Genomic DNA, 16,668 nt, shown 5'->3' with positions numbered 1-16,668 from the left:
TCAACATGTTTTCTCCAGACAAAAAAAAACAAAAAAACTCAAGCATGGAAGCAACTACACAACAGAATATAATAGCACAAGGCACTAAAATTGTAGGTGATATAGCTAGTCAAGGTCCATTTAGAATAGACGGAACCGTAGAAGGAAATGTAAAGACTTCTGGTAAAGTGGTTGTGGGTAAATCAGGTTATATTAAAGGTACTTTACAAGGTGAAAATGCTGATTTTGAAGGTAAATTTTCAGGTAAACTTATTTTGTCTGGTACTTTAACATTAAAGTCTACTGCTCACATTGAAGGCGAAGTTCATATTACTAAATTGGCTGTAGAACCAGGAGCAACTTTTAATGCTACTTGTAGTATGAAAGGGACCGTTAAGTCATTATCTAATGAGGCAAGTAGACCACAACAAGCACAAAGTGCCCAAAGCAAATAAAAAAGGACCAAGTAAATTTTTACGATTTACATCTGTTGCGTTTCAAATGGGAGGCACAATTTTTCTTGGTAATTATTTGGGGAAATGGTTAGATGCTAAATACGATAAAGATTTTTGGGAAACTACAATTACCCTTTTATCAGTATTTGCTTCTATGTATTTAGTAATTTCTCAAGTTATAAAAGTATCTAAAGAAGATGATTAAAACGATTATGGTTTATATAATATCTTTTATGGTATTATTTTTAGTGGTTCATTTTTTTCAAGATTCTATTCTCAATTATTTTAATTTTACAGTTAGGTACAACCTTTGGGATACCAATTTGTTTTTTACAATATCTTCTTTGGTAATTTGTTTTCACCTTAAGTTCTTTTCATTAAAAAAAAGCTTACAACCACAATTAGGTTTTATTTATCTACCAACCCTTTTTATTAAAGGGATCTTATTTTTTATCATATTTCAATCTTCTGTATTTGGTTTAGACGTATTGTCAATAGTTGAACGATTAAATCTTTTAATTCCATTGTTCTTATTCTTAGGGTTAGAGGTGTATTTTGTCGTAAAAATCATTTCTAAAAACGAGGTCTGAATTTTAAATATAAAAAGGTATTGTTATTTTAATAAATTACGTACTTTTGCACGGAATTTGAGACGATTTTTTTTTGATTTTATAATGATGAAGATATTTCAACAAAGTTTTAAAAGTTTAGCACTAGTATTATTAGTGTTTCTTCCTGTATCCATTTTTGCTCTTAATGAAGGAGGAGATGGTGGTCAGGTAGATACGAAAAAGGAGGTGGAAGATTATATTCTGCATCACATTCAAGATTCTCACGATTTCTCATTATTTTCTTATACAAGTGAAGAAGGAGAGCGTAAGCACTTTGGGTTTCCATTACCAGTGATACTTTGGTCTTCAGATGGATTAAGAACATTTATGTCTTCTGAATTTCATCACAATGATGATGGACATGTAATTGTAGAAAAAGACGGTGTTAAATTCGCCAAGATTCACTCAAAAATTTACGAACTAGATGCAGATGCGTCTGCTGTAAATTTCGATGCAGAACATCACGCTACAAATGGTCATAAAGTTTTAGACTTTTCTATAACTAAAAGTGTGTTTGGTGTTTTAGTAATTGGATTATTAATGTTGTTCTGGTTTTCTAGTTTAGCAAGACAATATAAGAAGAAACAAATACCAACAGGATTTGGACGTGTATTAGAGCCTTTAGTGCTTTACGTTAGAGATGAAATCGCTAGACCAAATATTGGTGAAAAGCACTACCGTAAATTTACAGGATATCTTTTAACTGTATTTTTCTTTATATGGTTTTTAAATTTAGCAGGTTTAACGCCTTTAGGTTTTAATGTTACTGGTCAATTAGCAGTTACGGCATGTTTAGCAATATTTACACTTGTAATATATACGGTAAGCGGAAATAAAGATTATTGGATGCACATTTTGTGGATGCCAGGAGTACCAGTTTTAATTCGTCCTGTATTAGCTATTATTGAATTAGCAGGTGCTTTAATCATTAAACCATTCTCGTTATTAGTACGTTTATTCGCTAACATTTCGGCAGGTCACATTGTCGTAATGAGCTTAATCGCTATTATGTTCACCTTAAAAGAATCATTAGGTGTTGTAGGTGCAACTGGTTTATCATTTGTATTATCATTTTTTATATTACTAATTGAAGTATTAGTTGCGTTTTTACAAGCGTATATATTTACAATGCTTTCAGCGTTATTTATTGGTATGGCTGTCGCAGAACATGATCACGAGCATGAGCACGATGATCATGGTCACGAAGTCCCTGATGCGCAAGACGTAAGAGGAGATTTCATTTAATAAGAGTTTTTTTTAATTTAACTATATAAATTTATTTACTATGTACAATTTAATTGGAGCAGGATTAATCGTAATCGGAGCAGGTATTGGACTTGGTCAAATTGGTGGAAAAGCAATGGAAGGTATTGCTCGTCAGCCAGAAGCGACTGGTAAAATCCAGACAGCGATGATTATCATCGCAGCACTTTTAGAAGGTTTAGCATTTGGAGCTTTATTCTTAGGGAAATAAGAGCCAAATCAAAATTACAAAAACACTATCCTGTAACGGTTGGTTACAGGACGTGTTTTAAATTAAAAAAAAGACAAAACACATAATTACTTAATAATATGGATAAGTTATTAAACGATTTTTCACCAGGTTTATTCGTAGTGTCAACAATATTGTTATTGGCATTAATAGCACTTATGGTAAAGTTTGCTTGGAAACCAATTCTTACTTCATTAAATGAAAGAGAAGAAGGTATTCAAGGTGCTTTAGATGCAGCTGAAAAAGCGAAGCGTGAAATGGAGAATCTTCAGGCAGATAACCAAAAGTTATTGCAAGAAGCACGTTTAGAAAGAGAAACAATGCTTAAAGAAGCTCGTGAATTAAAAAGCAAAATGATTGCAGATGCTGAAGCAGAAGCAAAATCACAAGCAAATAAAATGATTTCACAAGCGCAAGAAGCAATTACTAGTGAAAAGAAAGCAGCTATGGCAGAATTAAAAAGTCATGTTGCAGGTTTATCATTAGATATCGCAGAAAAAGTAGTTCGTAACGAATTATCTAACAAAGACAAACAACTTAAGTTGGTTGAAGATATGTTAGGTGAAGCAACTTTAAACTAAGATAAATGTCAGGATCAAGAGCAGCCATTAGATATGCTAAAGCAGTTTTAAGTTTAGCGACAGATCATAAATCTGCAGAAGCGGTGAATAGTGATATGAAATCTATTACTAAAGCTATTGCTAAAAGTGAAGATTTAAATCAGATGCTTCAAAGTCCTGTAGTAAGATCTTCAGACAAAAAAGCAGTATTAACAGCCGTATTTAAAGATGCAAATGTTGCTACTACAAACTTAATTGATACGTTAATCACCAACAAGAGATTGCCATTATTAAATAATGTTGCTTCTAGTTATGTTGAGTTGTATAATCAGTTAAGAGATAGTCAAGTAGCGTCAGTAACAACTGCGGTACCATTAAGTGATGATTTAAAGACTAAAGTAATTGCTAAGGTTAAAGAACTTACTGGTAAAGAAGCGGAAGTAAAAAATATTATAGATGAAAGCATTTTAGGTGGTTTCATATTAAGAGTAGGAGATATACAGTATAACGCTAGTATTTCAAATAAACTCGATAAATTAAAAAGAGAATTTACATTAAACTAAATTGATTTTGTTCACTGAACTCGTTGAAGTGACTATAAATCTAATATCTAAAATAAGATGGCAGAAGTAAAACCAGCTGAAATATCAGCAATCTTAAAACAACAACTTTCAGGTTTTGAAGCAGGTGCTTCATTAGACGAAGTAGGAACAGTATTAACTGTAGGTGATGGTATTGTACGTGCTTACGGATTAGCTAATGTGCAATATGGCGAATTAGTTGAATTCGATGGTGGTGCAGAAGGAATCGTACTTAACCTTGAAGAAGATAACGTAGGTATTGTACTTTTAGGAACTTCGGTAGGAATTAAAGAAGGATCTACAGTAAAACGTACTGACCGTATTGCATCTGTGAAAGTAGGTGAAGGTATTGTTGGCCGTGTGGTAGATACTTTAGGTAACCCTATAGATGGTAAAGGACCAATAGCAGGTGAAACTTATGAGATGCCGTTAGAGCGTAAAGCACCAGGTGTTATCTATAGAGAGCCAGTGACTGAACCATTACAAACAGGTATTAAGGCGATTGATGCTATGATTCCTGTAGGTAGAGGACAACGTGAGTTGGTTATTGGTGACCGTCAAACTGGTAAAACTGCCGTTTGTATTGATGCTATCTTAAATCAAAAAGAATTTTACGATGCAGGTGAGCCTGTTTATTGTATATATGTTGCTATTGGCCAAAAAGCTTCAACAGTAGCTTTAATTGCTAAAACTTTAGAAGAAAAAGGCGCTTTAGCTTATACAACAATAGTCGCTGCAAATGCATCAGATCCGGCTGCAATGCAAGTTTATGCTCCTTTTACAGGTGCTTCTATTGGAGAGTATTTTAGAGATACTGGTAGACCAGCTTTAATTGTTTTTGATGATTTATCAAAACAAGCTGTTGCTTACCGTGAGGTATCTTTATTATTACGTCGTCCTCCAGGACGTGAAGCATATCCTGGTGATGTATTTTATTTACACTCAAGATTATTAGAGCGTTCAGCTAAGATTATTAATAATGATGCTATTGCTCAAGAAATGAATGATCTTCCAGACGTTTTAAAACCGATGGTTAAAGGTGGTGGTTCATTAACAGCTTTACCAATTATTGAAACTCAAGCAGGTGACGTTTCTGCTTATATTCCAACCAATGTAATTTCTATTACAGATGGTCAGATTTTCTTAGATGGTGATTTATTTAACTCTGGTGTTCGTCCAGCAATTAACGTAGGTATTTCTGTATCTCGTGTTGGTGGTAACGCTCAGATTAAGTCTATGAAAAAGGTATCTGGTACTTTAAAATTAGATCAAGCTCAATACCGTGAACTTGAAGCGTTCGCTAAGTTTGGTTCTGATTTAGATGCTGTTACTTTGAATGTAATTAATAAAGGTAAACGTAACGTTGAAATCTTAAAGCAAGCACAAAATGATCCTTTTAAAGTAGAAGATCAAGTTGCAATTATATATGCTGGTTCTAAGAACTTATTAAAAGATGTTCCTGTAGAGAAAGTAAAAGAATTTGAACGCGATTATTTAGAGCTTTTAAATGCAAAGCATAGAGGAACTCTAGATTTACTTAAAGCAGGTAAATTAACTGATGAGGTTATTGATACATTAACAAGTGTAGCAAAAGATCTTTCAGGAAAGTATAGAGCTTAATCATTAAACTAATGTCACTCTAAGGTACTCTTGCGTAATGCGTAAGTTAAGTGCAGAAGAGTCTTTATAATATAAAGAATGGCTAATTTAAAAGAAATACGTAACAGAATATCATCGGTATCCTCAACGATGCAGATTACTAGTGCCATGAAAATGGTATCTGCTGCAAAGTTAAAGAAAGCCCAAGATGCTATTACTGCGATGCGTCCTTACTCTAATAAGTTAACGGAGTTGCTTCAGAATTTAAGCGCAACGTTAGACGCAGATTCTGGAAGCAAGTATGCGGATCAACGCGAAGTTAAAAATGTACTTATCATTGCGGTAACGTCTAATAGAGGATTATGTGGTGCGTTTAATTCTAATATTATTAAGCAAACTAATAATTTGATTAATGATGTTTATCCAACTAAAAACGTTTCTGTTTTAGCTATTGGTAAGAAAGCAAACGACGCTTTTGCTAAGCAAAATAGAGTGATTGCTAACGAAAGTAAAGTTTTCGATAATCTTACTTTTGATAATGTTTCTGTAATAGCTGAAATGCTAATGGAGAAATTTGTCGGTGGTGAGTATGATAAGATTGAAGTGGTATATAATCACTTTAAGAATGCTGCAACACAAATTGTATTAACTGAGCAATTTTTACCAATTGTGCCTGTTGATAATGATACAAATGTAAATTTAGACTACGTTTTTGAACCTTCAAAGTTAGAAATTGTAGAAGAATTAATACCTAAGTCATTAAAGACACAGTTATACAAAGGGATTAGAGATTCATTTGCTTCTGAGCATGGTGCACGTATGACGGCAATGCATAAAGCAACAGATAATGCAACAGAATTAAGAGATCAATTAAAATTAACTTATAACAAAGCACGTCAAGCTGCTATTACTAACGAAATCTTGGAGATTGTTGGTGGAGCAGAAGCTTTAAATAATTAATTTTAGAGAAAGGAATAATCTTTTTCACATAAAATAGAAAACCTAACTTTTACGAGTTAGGTTTTTTTATGCCGTTATTTTTCTAAGTCTTATATTTAAGCTATGAAAGTATTCAAAATTGCCATAATTACACTTGTATTTGCATTAATTTTTGTTAAATGTGCTTCTGTGTCGAAACTAACTAATCATGCTCCTGAGGCTTTAAAAGAGGCTTATTATCAAAATTGGAATTCTGGATTAAAAGATGGTGGTTCAGGAACGGATTTATACATAGGATTACATGACAATCCTATTATACTAGATAGTGTGTATTTTAGAGGGCAATTATCTATACTCAGTAAGAGTTCTAATCACAGCTTATTGTATATAGGTCGGTTTAGCTTTAACAATCAGATATATAATGAGTTAGCTGAATCTTCCTTTTTTCCATTTCAAATTAAGGACAATGAATGCTTAATTAGCTATAAACTTCTTAAAAACAACACCTTGAAGTATTATAGAATTGTAAACGTTAAAATGAGAAAAACTCTAAATTATCCTGGTGATTCTTCTAGATTTTAACAATTTTTACCTAATTACGTACAAATTAGCGTAGTTTATCGGACTTATTGTGTGTTTTATAGATTTATTTATATATTGCACACCCAAATCTTTAACCTACATAAAAATGAAGCATCTTAGAAAGGCATTATTCGCTATAATTGTATGTGTTATTTCATCATTAACTTTCCAGTGTTCGAGTTCAAGAGTAACTAATAAAACAACAGAACCAATTTCTTTTAAAGTTAAAACGATTTCTTTTCAAGAATGGAATGCTGGTGTTAATGAAGAAACCACTGGTATTAATATTTATGTGCCAATAACTAACAAAGCAGATAATATATTAATAGATAGTATCTATTTCAGAAACTTTAAAGGTCAGCTTGTTAGAAATTTCAGCAGATATACTACAGTTTTAAAAAACGACTCTCCTAGGTATATCCATCAAGAATCAGACAAAGGAATTGATTATCCATTCACTTTATCAAATAACGAATGTGCTATTAGATATGTGGAAAATGGTAAAGTTAAATACCATAAAGTCACTGATGTGATTGAAAAAGAAGGAATTTATTACAAAGATGGTCCCCCTTTAGCATATCAAAGACGACGAGAAGCTATGATTGTTTCTGGTGAAGGTTCAGCTTTAAATCCGACACCAAAGTTTCAACCTTCTACAACCTTTAAAGTGAAAACTATTTCTTTTCAAGAATGGTATGCTGGCATAAAAATAGGAGGAACAGGTATGAATGTTTTTGTTCCAATTGTAAATAAAGAAGATAATATTAAAATCGATAGCGTATACTTTAGAAACCTAAAAGCCAAGTTGGTTGAGAATTCTGGAAGGTATACTGCAGTTTTAAAAAATAAATCACCCTATTATACCTTTAAAAAGGCGGAAAAAGATGATGATTTTCCATTTACTTTAGAGGACAATGAATGTGCTATTAGCTTTATTGAAAATGGTGAAGTAAAATATGTAAAAGTGTCTGATATTAGTGAGAAAAAGGGGGTTTATTACAAAAATGGTCCACCTGACATTTATCAAAGAAAAACTACAACAGATGTTATTGCATTCCATCAATGAAAAGTTGATTAAAGTAAAAGCAATCTCCTTCGTTTTTGTTACGTAATCATTATAAGCAAAAGTGAAAAACACCCATGCTTAATTAAGTTTTTAATGGTTTAAGATTAATTCTTTAGCTAGTTGATACTAAAACGTATTAATTTAATACTTTTGAATTTTACTGTTAACAATACTCTTGAGCGGATTCAAATCACTTTTTAAACAAACTTTCATTTACGGCTTAGCAACTGTATTACCTAGAATGTTAAGTTTTATTTTGGTACCACTTTACACAAATCCTTCTGTTTTATCGGTTGAGGAATATGGTAGAGTATCATTTATATTCGCCTATTTTGTAATTTTTAATGTGGTATTGGCTTACGGAATGGAAACCGCTTTTTTTAGGTTTTTCAATAAAGAAGAGAATCAAGATAAAGTAACTAGTACATCTGCAATCTCTTTAATTATAAGTTCTTTCGCATTAATGGGAATTGCTTTTCTATTTAGAAATCAGATTTCAACACTCATAAATATAGATCTTAAGTATCTTAATTTAATATTTATAATTTTACTTTTAGATGCTTTAGTTATTGTTCCTTTTGCTTGGTTAAGAGCAACTGCAAGACCAATGCGGTTTGCAATTATTAAAATTTTTAATGTTGCAGTTAATCTAGGGTTAAATATATTCTTGTTGCTGTATTTAAAAGATCTTGCTGAGGTCAATTCATTTTTCAACAGTTTATATATTCCAGATTATCAAATTAGTTATATTTTTATTTCTAATCTTATTGCAAGTGCATTAACACTACTTTTATTATTACCGTTCTACGCCAAAATAAAGCTAACATTCGATGCTGTTTTGTGGAGAAAAATGATGCGTTATGCAATGCCAGTGCTTATTGCAGGTATTGCGTATTCTGTAAATGAAACCTTTGATCGTATTTTATTAGAATATCTATTACCAGATGATGTTGCAGACCAACAAATTGGTATGTATTCAGCATGTTACAAGCTCGCTTTATTTATGACCTTGTTTGCAACAGCATTCCGATTAGGTATAGAACCTTACTTTTTTAGTCATTCTAAAACCAAAAACCCACAAAAAAATTATGCTAAAATTTTAGAATACTTTGTAGCTTTTGGATCAGTTATTCTTTTGGTGGTGGTTGTTTTTGCAGACCTCTTAAAACCATATATTATTTTAAGTGAAGCGTATTACGAAGCCATGTGGATTGTACCTTTTATTTTATTAGCTAATTTTTGTTTAGGTATTTATCACAATCTTTCCGTTTGGTATAAAATTACGGATAGAACTAAGTTTGGTGCTTATATTTCAATATTTGGAGCGATTGTAACCTTGGTTTTAAATTTTGTTTTAATTCCTAGAATCGGATTTAAAGGCTCAGCAATAGCAACACTTTCCGCATACTCAATAATGATGATTTTATCATTTTACTTCGGTAGAAAATACTATCCCATTCCTTATGATTTAAAGAAAATAGGCTTGTATCTCATTATATCCATTCTATTTTCATTTATCTTTTTCTACAACTATCGAGAGAATTATATTATTGGAAGTGTAATGTTAATTGTATTTTTGGGAATAGTTATTATATTGGAAAAGAACGAACTAAAACAACTATTAAAACGAAATTAATGCGTCATTCTTAACGATAGCGAAGAATCTCATTAAATAGAATTTAACATGAAAATTAAAATAATAAATAAATCGAGTCACGCTTTACCACATTACGAAACCATAGCTTCAGCTGGTATGGATTTGCGTGCTAACCTATCGGAATCTAGGATTTTAAAACCATTAGAACGAACTATTGTGGGTACAGGATTATTTATAGAATTACCTATTGGTATAGAAGCACAGGTAAGACCAAGAAGCGGTTTGGCTGCCAAAAAAGGAATCTCAGTACTCAACGCACCTGGAACTGTAGATGCAGATTACAGAGGCGAAATAGGAGTTATATTGGTGAATATTTCTAATGAAGATTTCACTATAAATAATGGCGAACGTATTGCACAACTAGTTATTGCAAAACATGAGCGTGCTGATTGGGAACAAGTTGAAATTTTATCTGATACAGATAGAGGTGAAGGCGGTTTTGGAAGTACGGGCATAAAATAAAAATGAGTCTTAATAAAATAAAGAGTCTCAAAATAAAATAAATAAAGTTTAACATTAAAAGACACCTGCTTTCGCAGGCATAAAACATGAAAATAATTGTACCAATGGCAGGCAGAGGGTCTCGCCTTAGACCACATAGTTTAACAGTACCAAAACCTTTAATTCCAGTTGCAGGTCAACCTATAGTGCATCGTTTGGTAAAGGATATTGCAAAAGTTTTAAAACAACCAATTGAAGAAATAGCCTTTGTTTTAGGTGATCCAGCGTTTTTTGGTGATGAAGTCGTAGAAAGTTTAACTGAACTTGCTGAAGGTTTAGGAGCAAAAGCATCTATTTACAGACAAGATAAACCGTTAGGAACTGGTCATGCTATTATGAGTGCTAAGCCATCACTTTCTGGACCAGCAGTAATTGCTTATGCAGATACTTTAATTAGAGCGGAGTTTGATTTAGATCCAACTGCAGATAGTGTAATATGGACAAAATGTGTAGCGAATCCTGAAGCCTATGGTGTGGTAAAATTAAACGACGATAAAAATATTGTTGAGTTAGTTGAAAAGCCAGAAACTTTTGTGAGCGATCAAGCTGTTATTGGTATCTATTACTTTAAAGATGTTGCTGTTTTAAAAGAAAAATTACAGGAAATCTTAGATGAAAACATCATGAATGGAGGCGAATACCAAATTAATGATGGTATTAAACGCATGATGGCTGACGGAAGAGTCTTTAAAACCGGAACTGTTGACGAGTGGATGGACTGCGGAAACAAAGCCGTTACTTTAGAAACAAATGCCAAAATGTTAGGTTTCTTAACAGCCGATAACGAAGAGCAATTAATTGACGATTCGGTCGTTTTAGAAAATTCAAAAGTTATTGAGCCTTGTTATATTGGTAAAGGCACTATATTGAGAAATACTACGGTTGGACCGTATGTTTCAATAGGTAAAGATTGTGTCATTGAGAATTCAACTATAAAAAATAGCTTAATTCAAAACCAAAGCACTATTAAAAATGCCAAGTTAGATGAGGCTATGATTGGTAATCACGTAAAGTATAATGGCGAGTTTACTAAGATTAGTATTGGTGATTATACCATTATGGAATAGTTATTGAATTAGATTTATCATTCTAATAGAAATAAACAAGTATGTACGTTGTGATATATTCATTTTTATTAAAACCTAACCAAGAAGAAAAATTTATTGAATCTTGGGAAGGCTTAACATCTTTAATCTATAAATATGAAGGTAGTTTAGGATCAAGATTACATAAAAAGGATGCATTAAATTATATGGCATATGCACAATGGCCTAATCAAAGTGCTTTTGATAATGCTGGCGGAAGTTTGCCAGAAGAAGCAAATCATTATAGAAATATAATGAAATCAACTTGCGAAAAATTTGAAGTGCTAGAAAAGTTAGAAGTAATTAAAGACTTGCTTAAAGAACAACAAAGTGAATAAGAAATTTATCTTGATATTAGTTTTTCTCTTCGGAATGATAAGTGTTCCTCAGAGGATTTATGCCCAAGTTGATTTCAACAAAAGGCCAGATGACGACTTAGGAAATTATGAAGACGAGTTTCAAGAACATTTTTTCGAAGCCTTAAAACAAAAGGGAATTGAAAATTATGATCGTGCGGTAGATGAACTTCTTAAATGTTTAAATCTTAATAGTAAGCTTCCTGTTATTTATTTTGAACTTGGAAAAAATTATAACAAGCTTAAAAATTTTGGTGCAGCAGAAGATAACCTAAAGAAAGCTATTGCTATGCAACCAGACAATGTTTGGTTTTTAGATGAGCTTTACGATGTGTATTTTCGGCAAGATGATATTAAAAATGCCTTAAAAACGATAAAGCAATTGGTGAAATATCACCCAGATTATAAAGAAGATTTGGCATCACTTTATGTTAGAGAAGAAAAGTACAAACAAGCTTTAGATATCTTAGATGAGTTAGATGCTGAATTTGGGTTGAGCGAATCTAGAGATGCTATGCGTAATGATATCTATAGTATTACTGGTAATGCAGACGATCGTATTGAAAACTTAGAACAACGTATAGTTAATAATCCTAATAATGAAGATAATTACTTAAAACTCATTTACAGATATAGCCAAACTGGAGATAGGAAAAACGCATATAAAGCAGCTAAAAATTTATTAAAAGCAAAGCCAGATTCTAGATTTGTGCATTTAGCATTGTATAAGTTTTATCTCCAGGATGGAAAAGTAGATGATGCTATTAATTCTGTAAAAACGGTTTTAACGAGTCCAGAAATTAATGCAGACGCCAAAGCCAAGGTTCTTAAAGACTTCGTAGCATTTGTAGCAAGAAATCCCGAGTACGAAGCTGATTTAATTGATGTCACTTCATTAATCGACGAAAATAAGGATGCACAAACTCATAGCGATTTAGGGCATTATTATTTAAAAGCAGGTGATAAGTTAAAAGCGCTTTCAAACTTTAAAGAAGCTTTAAAACAGAATCCTAACGACTTTAAATTAATAAAAGACGTATTACTACTTCAATTAGATATAGAAGACTATAAAGCGGTTGTAAACGATGGAGAAAGTGCTTTAGAGTTATATCCTGCACAACCTATGTTGTATTTAGTAACAGGTGTTGCTCATAATAAATTAGGGAATTCTAAAAAAGCGATTGAATACCTAGAAATGGGATTAGATTATTTAATTGATAACCCAAGCATGGAAGCCGATTTTTATTCTGAATTAAGCATAGCCTACAAAGCCTTAAATAATATTAGTAAATCTGAAACGTTTGCTAAAAAGGCAAAAGCCCTTAAACTGTGACAATAAATGAAAATACCTCAATTCTATAAAATCACCAAAGTTACTCTTGGTGCTTTACTTATCCTTTTAGCATTTAGTTGTAATTCTGCTAAAAATGTTATTGCGTCTGGTAAAGCGAGTGAAAAGCTTTCTGTAAAACAGGTTATAAAACAGCACGAGAAAAATAGCAGTGATTTTAAAACCTTAAAAGCTAGGGTTAAAATAGATATTACTCAAAATAACAAAACGCAAGGCGCTGGTTTTACACTGCGTATAGAAAAAGATAAAGTAATATGGTTAAGCGAATCTATTTTGGGTATGGCTCGTATGATGATTACGCCAGATAAAGTTAGATTCTACAACAAATTAGACAATCAATATTTTGATGGTGACTACAAGCTTTTAAGTGATGTTGTTGGTATTAATTTAGATTTTACTAAAGTGCAAAACATTCTTTTAGGTCAAGCAATTTATGATCTTAAAGCAAAACCACATCAGGTTGCTGTAAACGGAAACTCTTATGCTGTAAGTCCAAAAGATCAAGATGTGTTAATGGAGTTGTTTTATTTAATAAACCCGTCTCATTTTAAAATGGACAGTTTACAATTGCAACAGCTTTCTAAAAAACGAATGCTTCAGGTAGATTACGCAACGTACCAAGAAGTTGATAAGGAAATTCTTCCTAAAAATATAAGTATAATTGCTGTAGATGATACAGATGAAGTTACCGTTTCTATGGAGTTTAAATCCGTATCTTTGAATAATGAGGTTCGGTTTCCGTTTAAAATCCCTTCAGGCTATAAAGAAATAGTTTTAAAATAATGAGGACTAATCGTTTTTATATCACACTTGTAATAGGACTTTTGCTGTCTTGTTCTTCACTTTTTGCGCAAAGCGATAAGCAAAAGAAACTTGAGCTTCAACGTCAGCAGGTTTTAAAAGAAATGAAGCAAATAAATGCTTTATTGTTCACTAAAAAGAAAGAAGAAAAATCAGCCATAACACTGATTGAAGACATTAATTACAAAGTGAATGTTCGTAAAAATTTAATTAGAATTACTAACGAACAAGCTAATTTGCTTACAAGAGAAATCAATAGCAATCAAAATGAAATTTCAAGCTTAAAGACGCAATTAAAAGAGCTTAAAGAAGATTATGCTGCCATGGTCGTAAAATCCTATAAGAGCAAGTCTGAGCAAAGTAAAGTGATGTTTTTACTCTCTTCTAGCAACTTTCAGCAAGCCTATAAAAGACTACAGTATATAAAGCAATATTCTAATTACCAAAAGGAGCAAGGTGAAGCTATAAAATCTAAGACTAAAGAATTAGAGAAATTGAATGTTGAATTGTCTAAACAGAAGGAAGACAAGCAAAAACTAATTGAAGAAAACCGTATTGCGAAGCGCGAATTAGAAGGCGAATTAAAAGAACGCGAAGTTTTAATGGCATCTATTAAATCTGAAATGGGAAAATTCTCTGCTCAGATTAAAAAGAAAAAGCAAGAAGCTGCACTATTAGATAAAGAGATTGATCGTTTGATAAAAGATGCTATTGCAGCATCTAATAAAGAGGCTGGAAAAAAATCTTCTACAGGTAAATTTGTTTTAACACCAGAAGCTAAAAAATTATCTTCGAGTTTTGAAGCTAACAGAGGGAAATTGGGCTGGCCTGTTGCGAGAGGTGTTATAAAAGGTAAGTTTGGTAAACGACGTTCTTTAACGGATAATACTATAACTCAAAATTATAAGAGTATTTACATCGCTACGAATGCCAACTCAGATGTTAAAGCTATTTTTGATGGAGTTGTTACAGGAATTCATGTAATGAAACGTGGAAACCCAACGATACTTATAAGACACGGAAACTATATTTCTGCTTATATTAATCTCTCTGAAGTGAATGTAAAGAAAGGTGATAAAGTCGTCACAGGTCAAGTTATAGGAAAGGTATTTTCTAACAAATCATCAGGAGAATCACTACTTGGTTTCAGAATTTATAAAAATGACCAAGTTCTTAATCCAGAACCTTGGTTAGCTAAATATTAATCAAAAAGTGCTTTAAGTTCTGTAGCATCTGCAGGTTTCATTTTACCAGCTAAAAGTAAGCTCAGTTGTTTGCGACGTAAAGCAGCATCAAAACGTTGTTTTTCTAATTTGGTTTCAGGCACTAATTCTGGTACTCTAACAGGTCTTCCCATGTCATCTACAGCGACAAAAGTATAAATAGCTTCATTGGCTTTAACGCGTTCACCAGACTCTCTATCTTCAATCCAAACATCCATGTAAATTTCCATAGAAGATTTAAAAGCTCGCGACACTTTTGCTTCAATCATTACAACACTTCCTAAGGGCACAGCTCTATTAAAAGCTACGTGATTAACAGAAGCAGTTACAACAATGCGTCTAGAGTGTCTTCTAGCAGAAATACTCGCTGCACGATCCATACGTGCTAAAAGTTCACCACCAAATAAATTATTGATAGGGTTAGTTTCACTTGGTAAAACTAAATCGGTAACTATTGTTTTAGACTGAGAAGCAGTTCTAGATTGCATAAATTTTAAAATTTGTGCAAAGATAGAGCGATTTTAGAATGAGATGTATAATATTAGTAAAAAGTAGAAAAACACCTTTAGCGAAATGCTTAAAGCTTTAGTGAAAGATTACTTAGGTTTCTTAATTAACAACCAAGCATCACGATTATGCTCACGACGAATCTTAAAAAGTTCTTGTTGAGCTTCCTCTCTAGAGTTATAACTTCCGTAAACAACTTCATGCAAACCATAACGATTTACACCAATTGTTCTGGCTTTATAACCTTTGTTTTTAAGTTGATTTACTTTCTTATCAGAATTAGCTTCTACTCTAAAAGCACCAGCTACAATATGGTAGTTACCACCTTGCTTTTCTATATTTAAAGTAGCAGCAGGTAAAGGATTACTAATCACAAAAGTTGCTTCTTGTACTTTGGCATCAAGTTGTTCATTAGCTTCCTCTTGCGCTAATTGATTATGATTTTTAATAGTGTTGTTATTGTAATAAGTTGCAACACTAAAACCACTTAAACCTAGCACAAATACAGCTGCAGCAGCATATTTTATCCAATTACGGTTAGCACGTTTTTCTGGAGTTAAAATTATAGGAGCATGTACTTCTATATTTTCAACATTCTTTAAATGTATTTCACGATCAACATCAGCAGATGTAAAATGAGATAAACCAAAAGAATCGGTTAAGTAGTTGATATGACGAGATGGGTCAAATTCAATCTTTCCATCAGCATTCAATACTAACTCACCTATATTTTTAAGCTGAATAGTTTCGCCATCAGCCAATAAAGTCTTTATAGATTTTATTTTGTTAGAGAGGTTGTTTAGAGCTGTTGTGTAAGGTAGTTTTTCAACCTCAGCAATATAATTAGCCAACAATCCATCATTCTGTTGTAGTTGCTCATTAAAAGACAATGCCTTTTTAGGAGGATAAAATGTATTTGTGGATTCGTGCACTTTGGCCGAAACACGCTGTGTTAAGAATGCTCCAAAACCAGGAACAGTAACACAATCGTAACGGTATAAAAGGTCGCTAATGTAAGTCTCTAACTGCATATGAAGGCAAAGTTAAAAATTTTTATTTCTGAACGAAATTAAGTGAGATTTAGTTATTAACATCTAAAAAAAATATTTTATATATGTTTGATTTACTACTAATTCGCAGTAAAAATTTTGTTTAAAATTATTTTTTTATGTTGCAAACGAGCTAATAATTATTGTCATAAAACTTCAAATTTCTTAAGTGATAAGGAGGTTGAAGTCGTATTTGAATGACGAAACAAAATAGACAATAAATTGATATTTTTTTGAAATTTAAATGCATTCAGAATTAAATAATTATATTCGT

General features: G+C 32.2%; 20 protein-coding genes. 18 read left to right on the top strand and 2 right to left on the bottom strand.

Annotated features, from left to right (window positions below; all coding sequences use genetic code 11):
• Positions 1–5: 5 nt before the first annotated feature.
• The 18 genes from Q0807_RS07355 to Q0807_RS07275 all read left to right on the top strand — a co-directional run bounded on the left by Q0807_RS07355 (position 6) and on the right by Q0807_RS07275 (position 14,820).
• Positions 6–434: a polymer-forming cytoskeletal protein gene (locus Q0807_RS07355; protein WP_299108123.1), complete on the top strand. Its 429-nt coding sequence runs from the start codon at positions 6–8 to the stop codon at positions 432–434.
• Positions 418–639: an AtpZ/AtpI family protein gene (locus Q0807_RS07350; RefSeq protein WP_299108121.1), complete on the top strand. Its 222-nt coding sequence runs from the start codon at positions 418–420 to the stop codon at positions 637–639. The genes Q0807_RS07355 and Q0807_RS07350 overlap by 17 nt, the downstream gene beginning before the upstream one ends.
• Complete coding sequence (locus Q0807_RS18930; RefSeq protein WP_367180238.1) at positions 632–1,024, top strand: DUF6168 family protein; 393 nt, start codon at positions 632–634, stop codon at positions 1,022–1,024. The genes Q0807_RS07350 and Q0807_RS18930 overlap by 8 nt, the downstream gene beginning before the upstream one ends.
• 87 nt (positions 1,025–1,111) lie before the next feature.
• Positions 1,112–2,290 carry a F0F1 ATP synthase subunit A gene (gene atpB / locus Q0807_RS07345; RefSeq protein WP_299108655.1) on the top strand — a complete coding sequence of 393 codons (1,179 nt, stop codon included), beginning with the start codon at positions 1,112–1,114 and terminating at the stop codon, positions 2,288–2,290.
• A gap of 40 nt (positions 2,291–2,330) precedes the next feature.
• Complete coding sequence (atpE, locus tag Q0807_RS07340) at positions 2,331–2,519, top strand: ATP synthase F0 subunit C (protein WP_013993139.1); 189 nt, start codon at positions 2,331–2,333, stop codon at positions 2,517–2,519.
• Between the two features lie 98 nt (positions 2,520–2,617).
• Complete coding sequence (locus tag Q0807_RS07335; RefSeq protein WP_299108119.1) at positions 2,618–3,118, top strand: F0F1 ATP synthase subunit B; 501 nt, start codon at positions 2,618–2,620, stop codon at positions 3,116–3,118.
• Between the two features lie 5 nt (positions 3,119–3,123).
• Positions 3,124–3,660, top strand: coding sequence for an ATP synthase F1 subunit delta (atpH, locus tag Q0807_RS07330; protein ID WP_299108117.1), 537 nt, complete (start codon positions 3,124–3,126; stop codon positions 3,658–3,660).
• 57 nt (positions 3,661–3,717) lie between these two features.
• Positions 3,718–5,298, top strand: a complete 1,581-nt coding sequence (atpA, locus tag Q0807_RS07325; RefSeq protein WP_299108115.1) for a F0F1 ATP synthase subunit alpha — start codon at positions 3,718–3,720, stop codon at positions 5,296–5,298.
• Between the two features lie 78 nt (positions 5,299–5,376).
• Positions 5,377–6,237, top strand: coding sequence for an ATP synthase F1 subunit gamma (atpG, locus tag Q0807_RS07320; RefSeq protein WP_299108113.1), 861 nt, complete (start codon positions 5,377–5,379; stop codon positions 6,235–6,237).
• 102 nt (positions 6,238–6,339) lie between these two features.
• Entirely contained in the window at positions 6,340–6,798 is a 459-nt protein-coding gene (locus Q0807_RS07315; RefSeq protein WP_299108111.1) for a hypothetical protein, read from the top strand.
• A 106-nt stretch (positions 6,799–6,904) separates the two neighbouring features.
• Positions 6,905–7,864 (top strand): hypothetical protein, encoded by a 960-nt coding sequence (locus Q0807_RS07310; protein WP_299108109.1) that lies wholly within the window; start codon positions 6,905–6,907, stop codon positions 7,862–7,864.
• 175 nt (positions 7,865–8,039) lie between these two features.
• A complete protein-coding gene (locus tag Q0807_RS07305; protein ID WP_299108107.1) occupies positions 8,040–9,500 on the top strand; it encodes an oligosaccharide flippase family protein in 1,461 nt (486 codons plus the stop codon).
• Between the two features lie 48 nt (positions 9,501–9,548).
• The gene (gene dut, locus Q0807_RS07300; RefSeq protein ID WP_299108104.1) at positions 9,549–9,983 is read left to right on the top strand and encodes a dUTP diphosphatase; all 435 of its coding nucleotides are present in this window, start codon (positions 9,549–9,551) and stop codon (positions 9,981–9,983) included.
• Positions 9,984–10,069: 86 nt separating this feature from the next.
• Positions 10,070–11,089 carry a sugar phosphate nucleotidyltransferase gene (locus tag Q0807_RS07295; protein WP_299108102.1) on the top strand — a complete coding sequence of 340 codons (1,020 nt, stop codon included), beginning with the start codon at positions 10,070–10,072 and terminating at the stop codon, positions 11,087–11,089.
• Between the two features lie 50 nt (positions 11,090–11,139).
• Positions 11,140–11,445 carry an antibiotic biosynthesis monooxygenase gene (locus tag Q0807_RS07290; RefSeq protein ID WP_299108100.1) on the top strand — a complete coding sequence of 102 codons (306 nt, stop codon included), beginning with the start codon at positions 11,140–11,142 and terminating at the stop codon, positions 11,443–11,445.
• Positions 11,446–11,455: 10 nt separating this feature from the next.
• Positions 11,456–12,796, top strand: coding sequence for a lipopolysaccharide assembly protein LapB (locus tag Q0807_RS07285; protein WP_299108098.1), 1,341 nt, complete (start codon positions 11,456–11,458; stop codon positions 12,794–12,796).
• Between the two features lie 6 nt (positions 12,797–12,802).
• Positions 12,803–13,597, top strand: coding sequence for a DUF4292 domain-containing protein (locus Q0807_RS07280; RefSeq protein WP_299108096.1), 795 nt, complete (start codon positions 12,803–12,805; stop codon positions 13,595–13,597).
• Positions 13,597–14,820 (top strand): murein hydrolase activator EnvC, encoded by a 1,224-nt coding sequence (locus Q0807_RS07275; protein WP_299108094.1) that lies wholly within the window; start codon positions 13,597–13,599, stop codon positions 14,818–14,820. Before Q0807_RS07280 ends, Q0807_RS07275 begins: the two co-directional genes overlap by 1 nt.
• On the opposite strand, the gene Q0807_RS07270 is transcribed toward Q0807_RS07275, so the two are convergent.
• Together Q0807_RS07270 and Q0807_RS07265 are read right to left on the bottom strand one after the other, a co-directional pair.
• Positions 14,817–15,326 carry an acyl-CoA thioesterase gene (locus tag Q0807_RS07270; RefSeq protein WP_299108092.1) on the bottom strand — a complete coding sequence of 170 codons (510 nt, stop codon included), beginning with the start codon at positions 15,324–15,326 and terminating at the stop codon, positions 14,817–14,819. The genes Q0807_RS07275 and Q0807_RS07270 overlap by 4 nt on opposite strands.
• Before the next feature lie 108 nt (positions 15,327–15,434).
• Positions 15,435–16,376 carry an SPOR domain-containing protein gene (locus tag Q0807_RS07265; RefSeq protein ID WP_299108090.1) on the bottom strand — a complete coding sequence of 314 codons (942 nt, stop codon included), beginning with the start codon at positions 16,374–16,376 and terminating at the stop codon, positions 15,435–15,437.
• Positions 16,377–16,668 lie beyond the last annotated feature (292 nt).

It is taken from the genome of uncultured Winogradskyella sp., from assembly GCF_947495255.1.
Classification (GTDB): Bacteria; Bacteroidota; Bacteroidia; order Flavobacteriales; family Flavobacteriaceae; genus Winogradskyella.
Note: the sequence above shows the minus strand (reverse complement) of the source record. Positions and strands in the feature narration are given on the sequence as shown.

Excerpts from the sequence above, each read along its gene's own strand:
- Q0807_RS07355 (WP_299108123.1), top strand. The coding sequence starts at position 6 with ATGTTTTCTCCAGACAAAAAAAAACAAAAAAACTCAAGCATGGAAGCA.
- Q0807_RS18930 (WP_367180238.1), top strand. The coding sequence starts at position 632 with ATGATTAAAACGATTATGGTTTATATAATATCTTTTATGGTATTATTT.
- atpB (WP_299108655.1), top strand. The coding sequence starts at position 1,112 with ATGAAGATATTTCAACAAAGTTTTAAAAGTTTAGCACTAGTATTATTA.
- atpE (WP_013993139.1), top strand. The coding sequence starts at position 2,331 with ATGTACAATTTAATTGGAGCAGGATTAATCGTAATCGGAGCAGGTATT.
- Q0807_RS07335 (WP_299108119.1), top strand. The coding sequence starts at position 2,618 with ATGGATAAGTTATTAAACGATTTTTCACCAGGTTTATTCGTAGTGTCA.
- atpH (WP_299108117.1), top strand. The coding sequence starts at position 3,124 with ATGTCAGGATCAAGAGCAGCCATTAGATATGCTAAAGCAGTTTTAAGT.
- atpA (WP_299108115.1), top strand. The coding sequence starts at position 3,718 with ATGGCAGAAGTAAAACCAGCTGAAATATCAGCAATCTTAAAACAACAA.
- atpG (WP_299108113.1), top strand. The coding sequence starts at position 5,377 with ATGGCTAATTTAAAAGAAATACGTAACAGAATATCATCGGTATCCTCA.
- Q0807_RS07315 (WP_299108111.1), top strand. The coding sequence starts at position 6,340 with ATGAAAGTATTCAAAATTGCCATAATTACACTTGTATTTGCATTAATT.
- Q0807_RS07310 (WP_299108109.1), top strand. The coding sequence starts at position 6,905 with ATGAAGCATCTTAGAAAGGCATTATTCGCTATAATTGTATGTGTTATT.
- dut (WP_299108104.1), top strand. The coding sequence starts at position 9,549 with ATGAAAATTAAAATAATAAATAAATCGAGTCACGCTTTACCACATTAC.
- Q0807_RS07295 (WP_299108102.1), top strand. The coding sequence starts at position 10,070 with ATGAAAATAATTGTACCAATGGCAGGCAGAGGGTCTCGCCTTAGACCA.
- Q0807_RS07280 (WP_299108096.1), top strand. The coding sequence starts at position 12,803 with ATGAAAATACCTCAATTCTATAAAATCACCAAAGTTACTCTTGGTGCT.
- Q0807_RS07275 (WP_299108094.1), top strand. The coding sequence starts at position 13,597 with ATGAGGACTAATCGTTTTTATATCACACTTGTAATAGGACTTTTGCTG.
- Q0807_RS07270 (WP_299108092.1), bottom strand. The coding sequence starts at position 15,326 with ATGCAATCTAGAACTGCTTCTCAGTCTAAAACAATAGTTACCGATTTA.
- Q0807_RS07265 (WP_299108090.1), bottom strand. The coding sequence starts at position 16,376 with ATGCAGTTAGAGACTTACATTAGCGACCTTTTATACCGTTACGATTGT.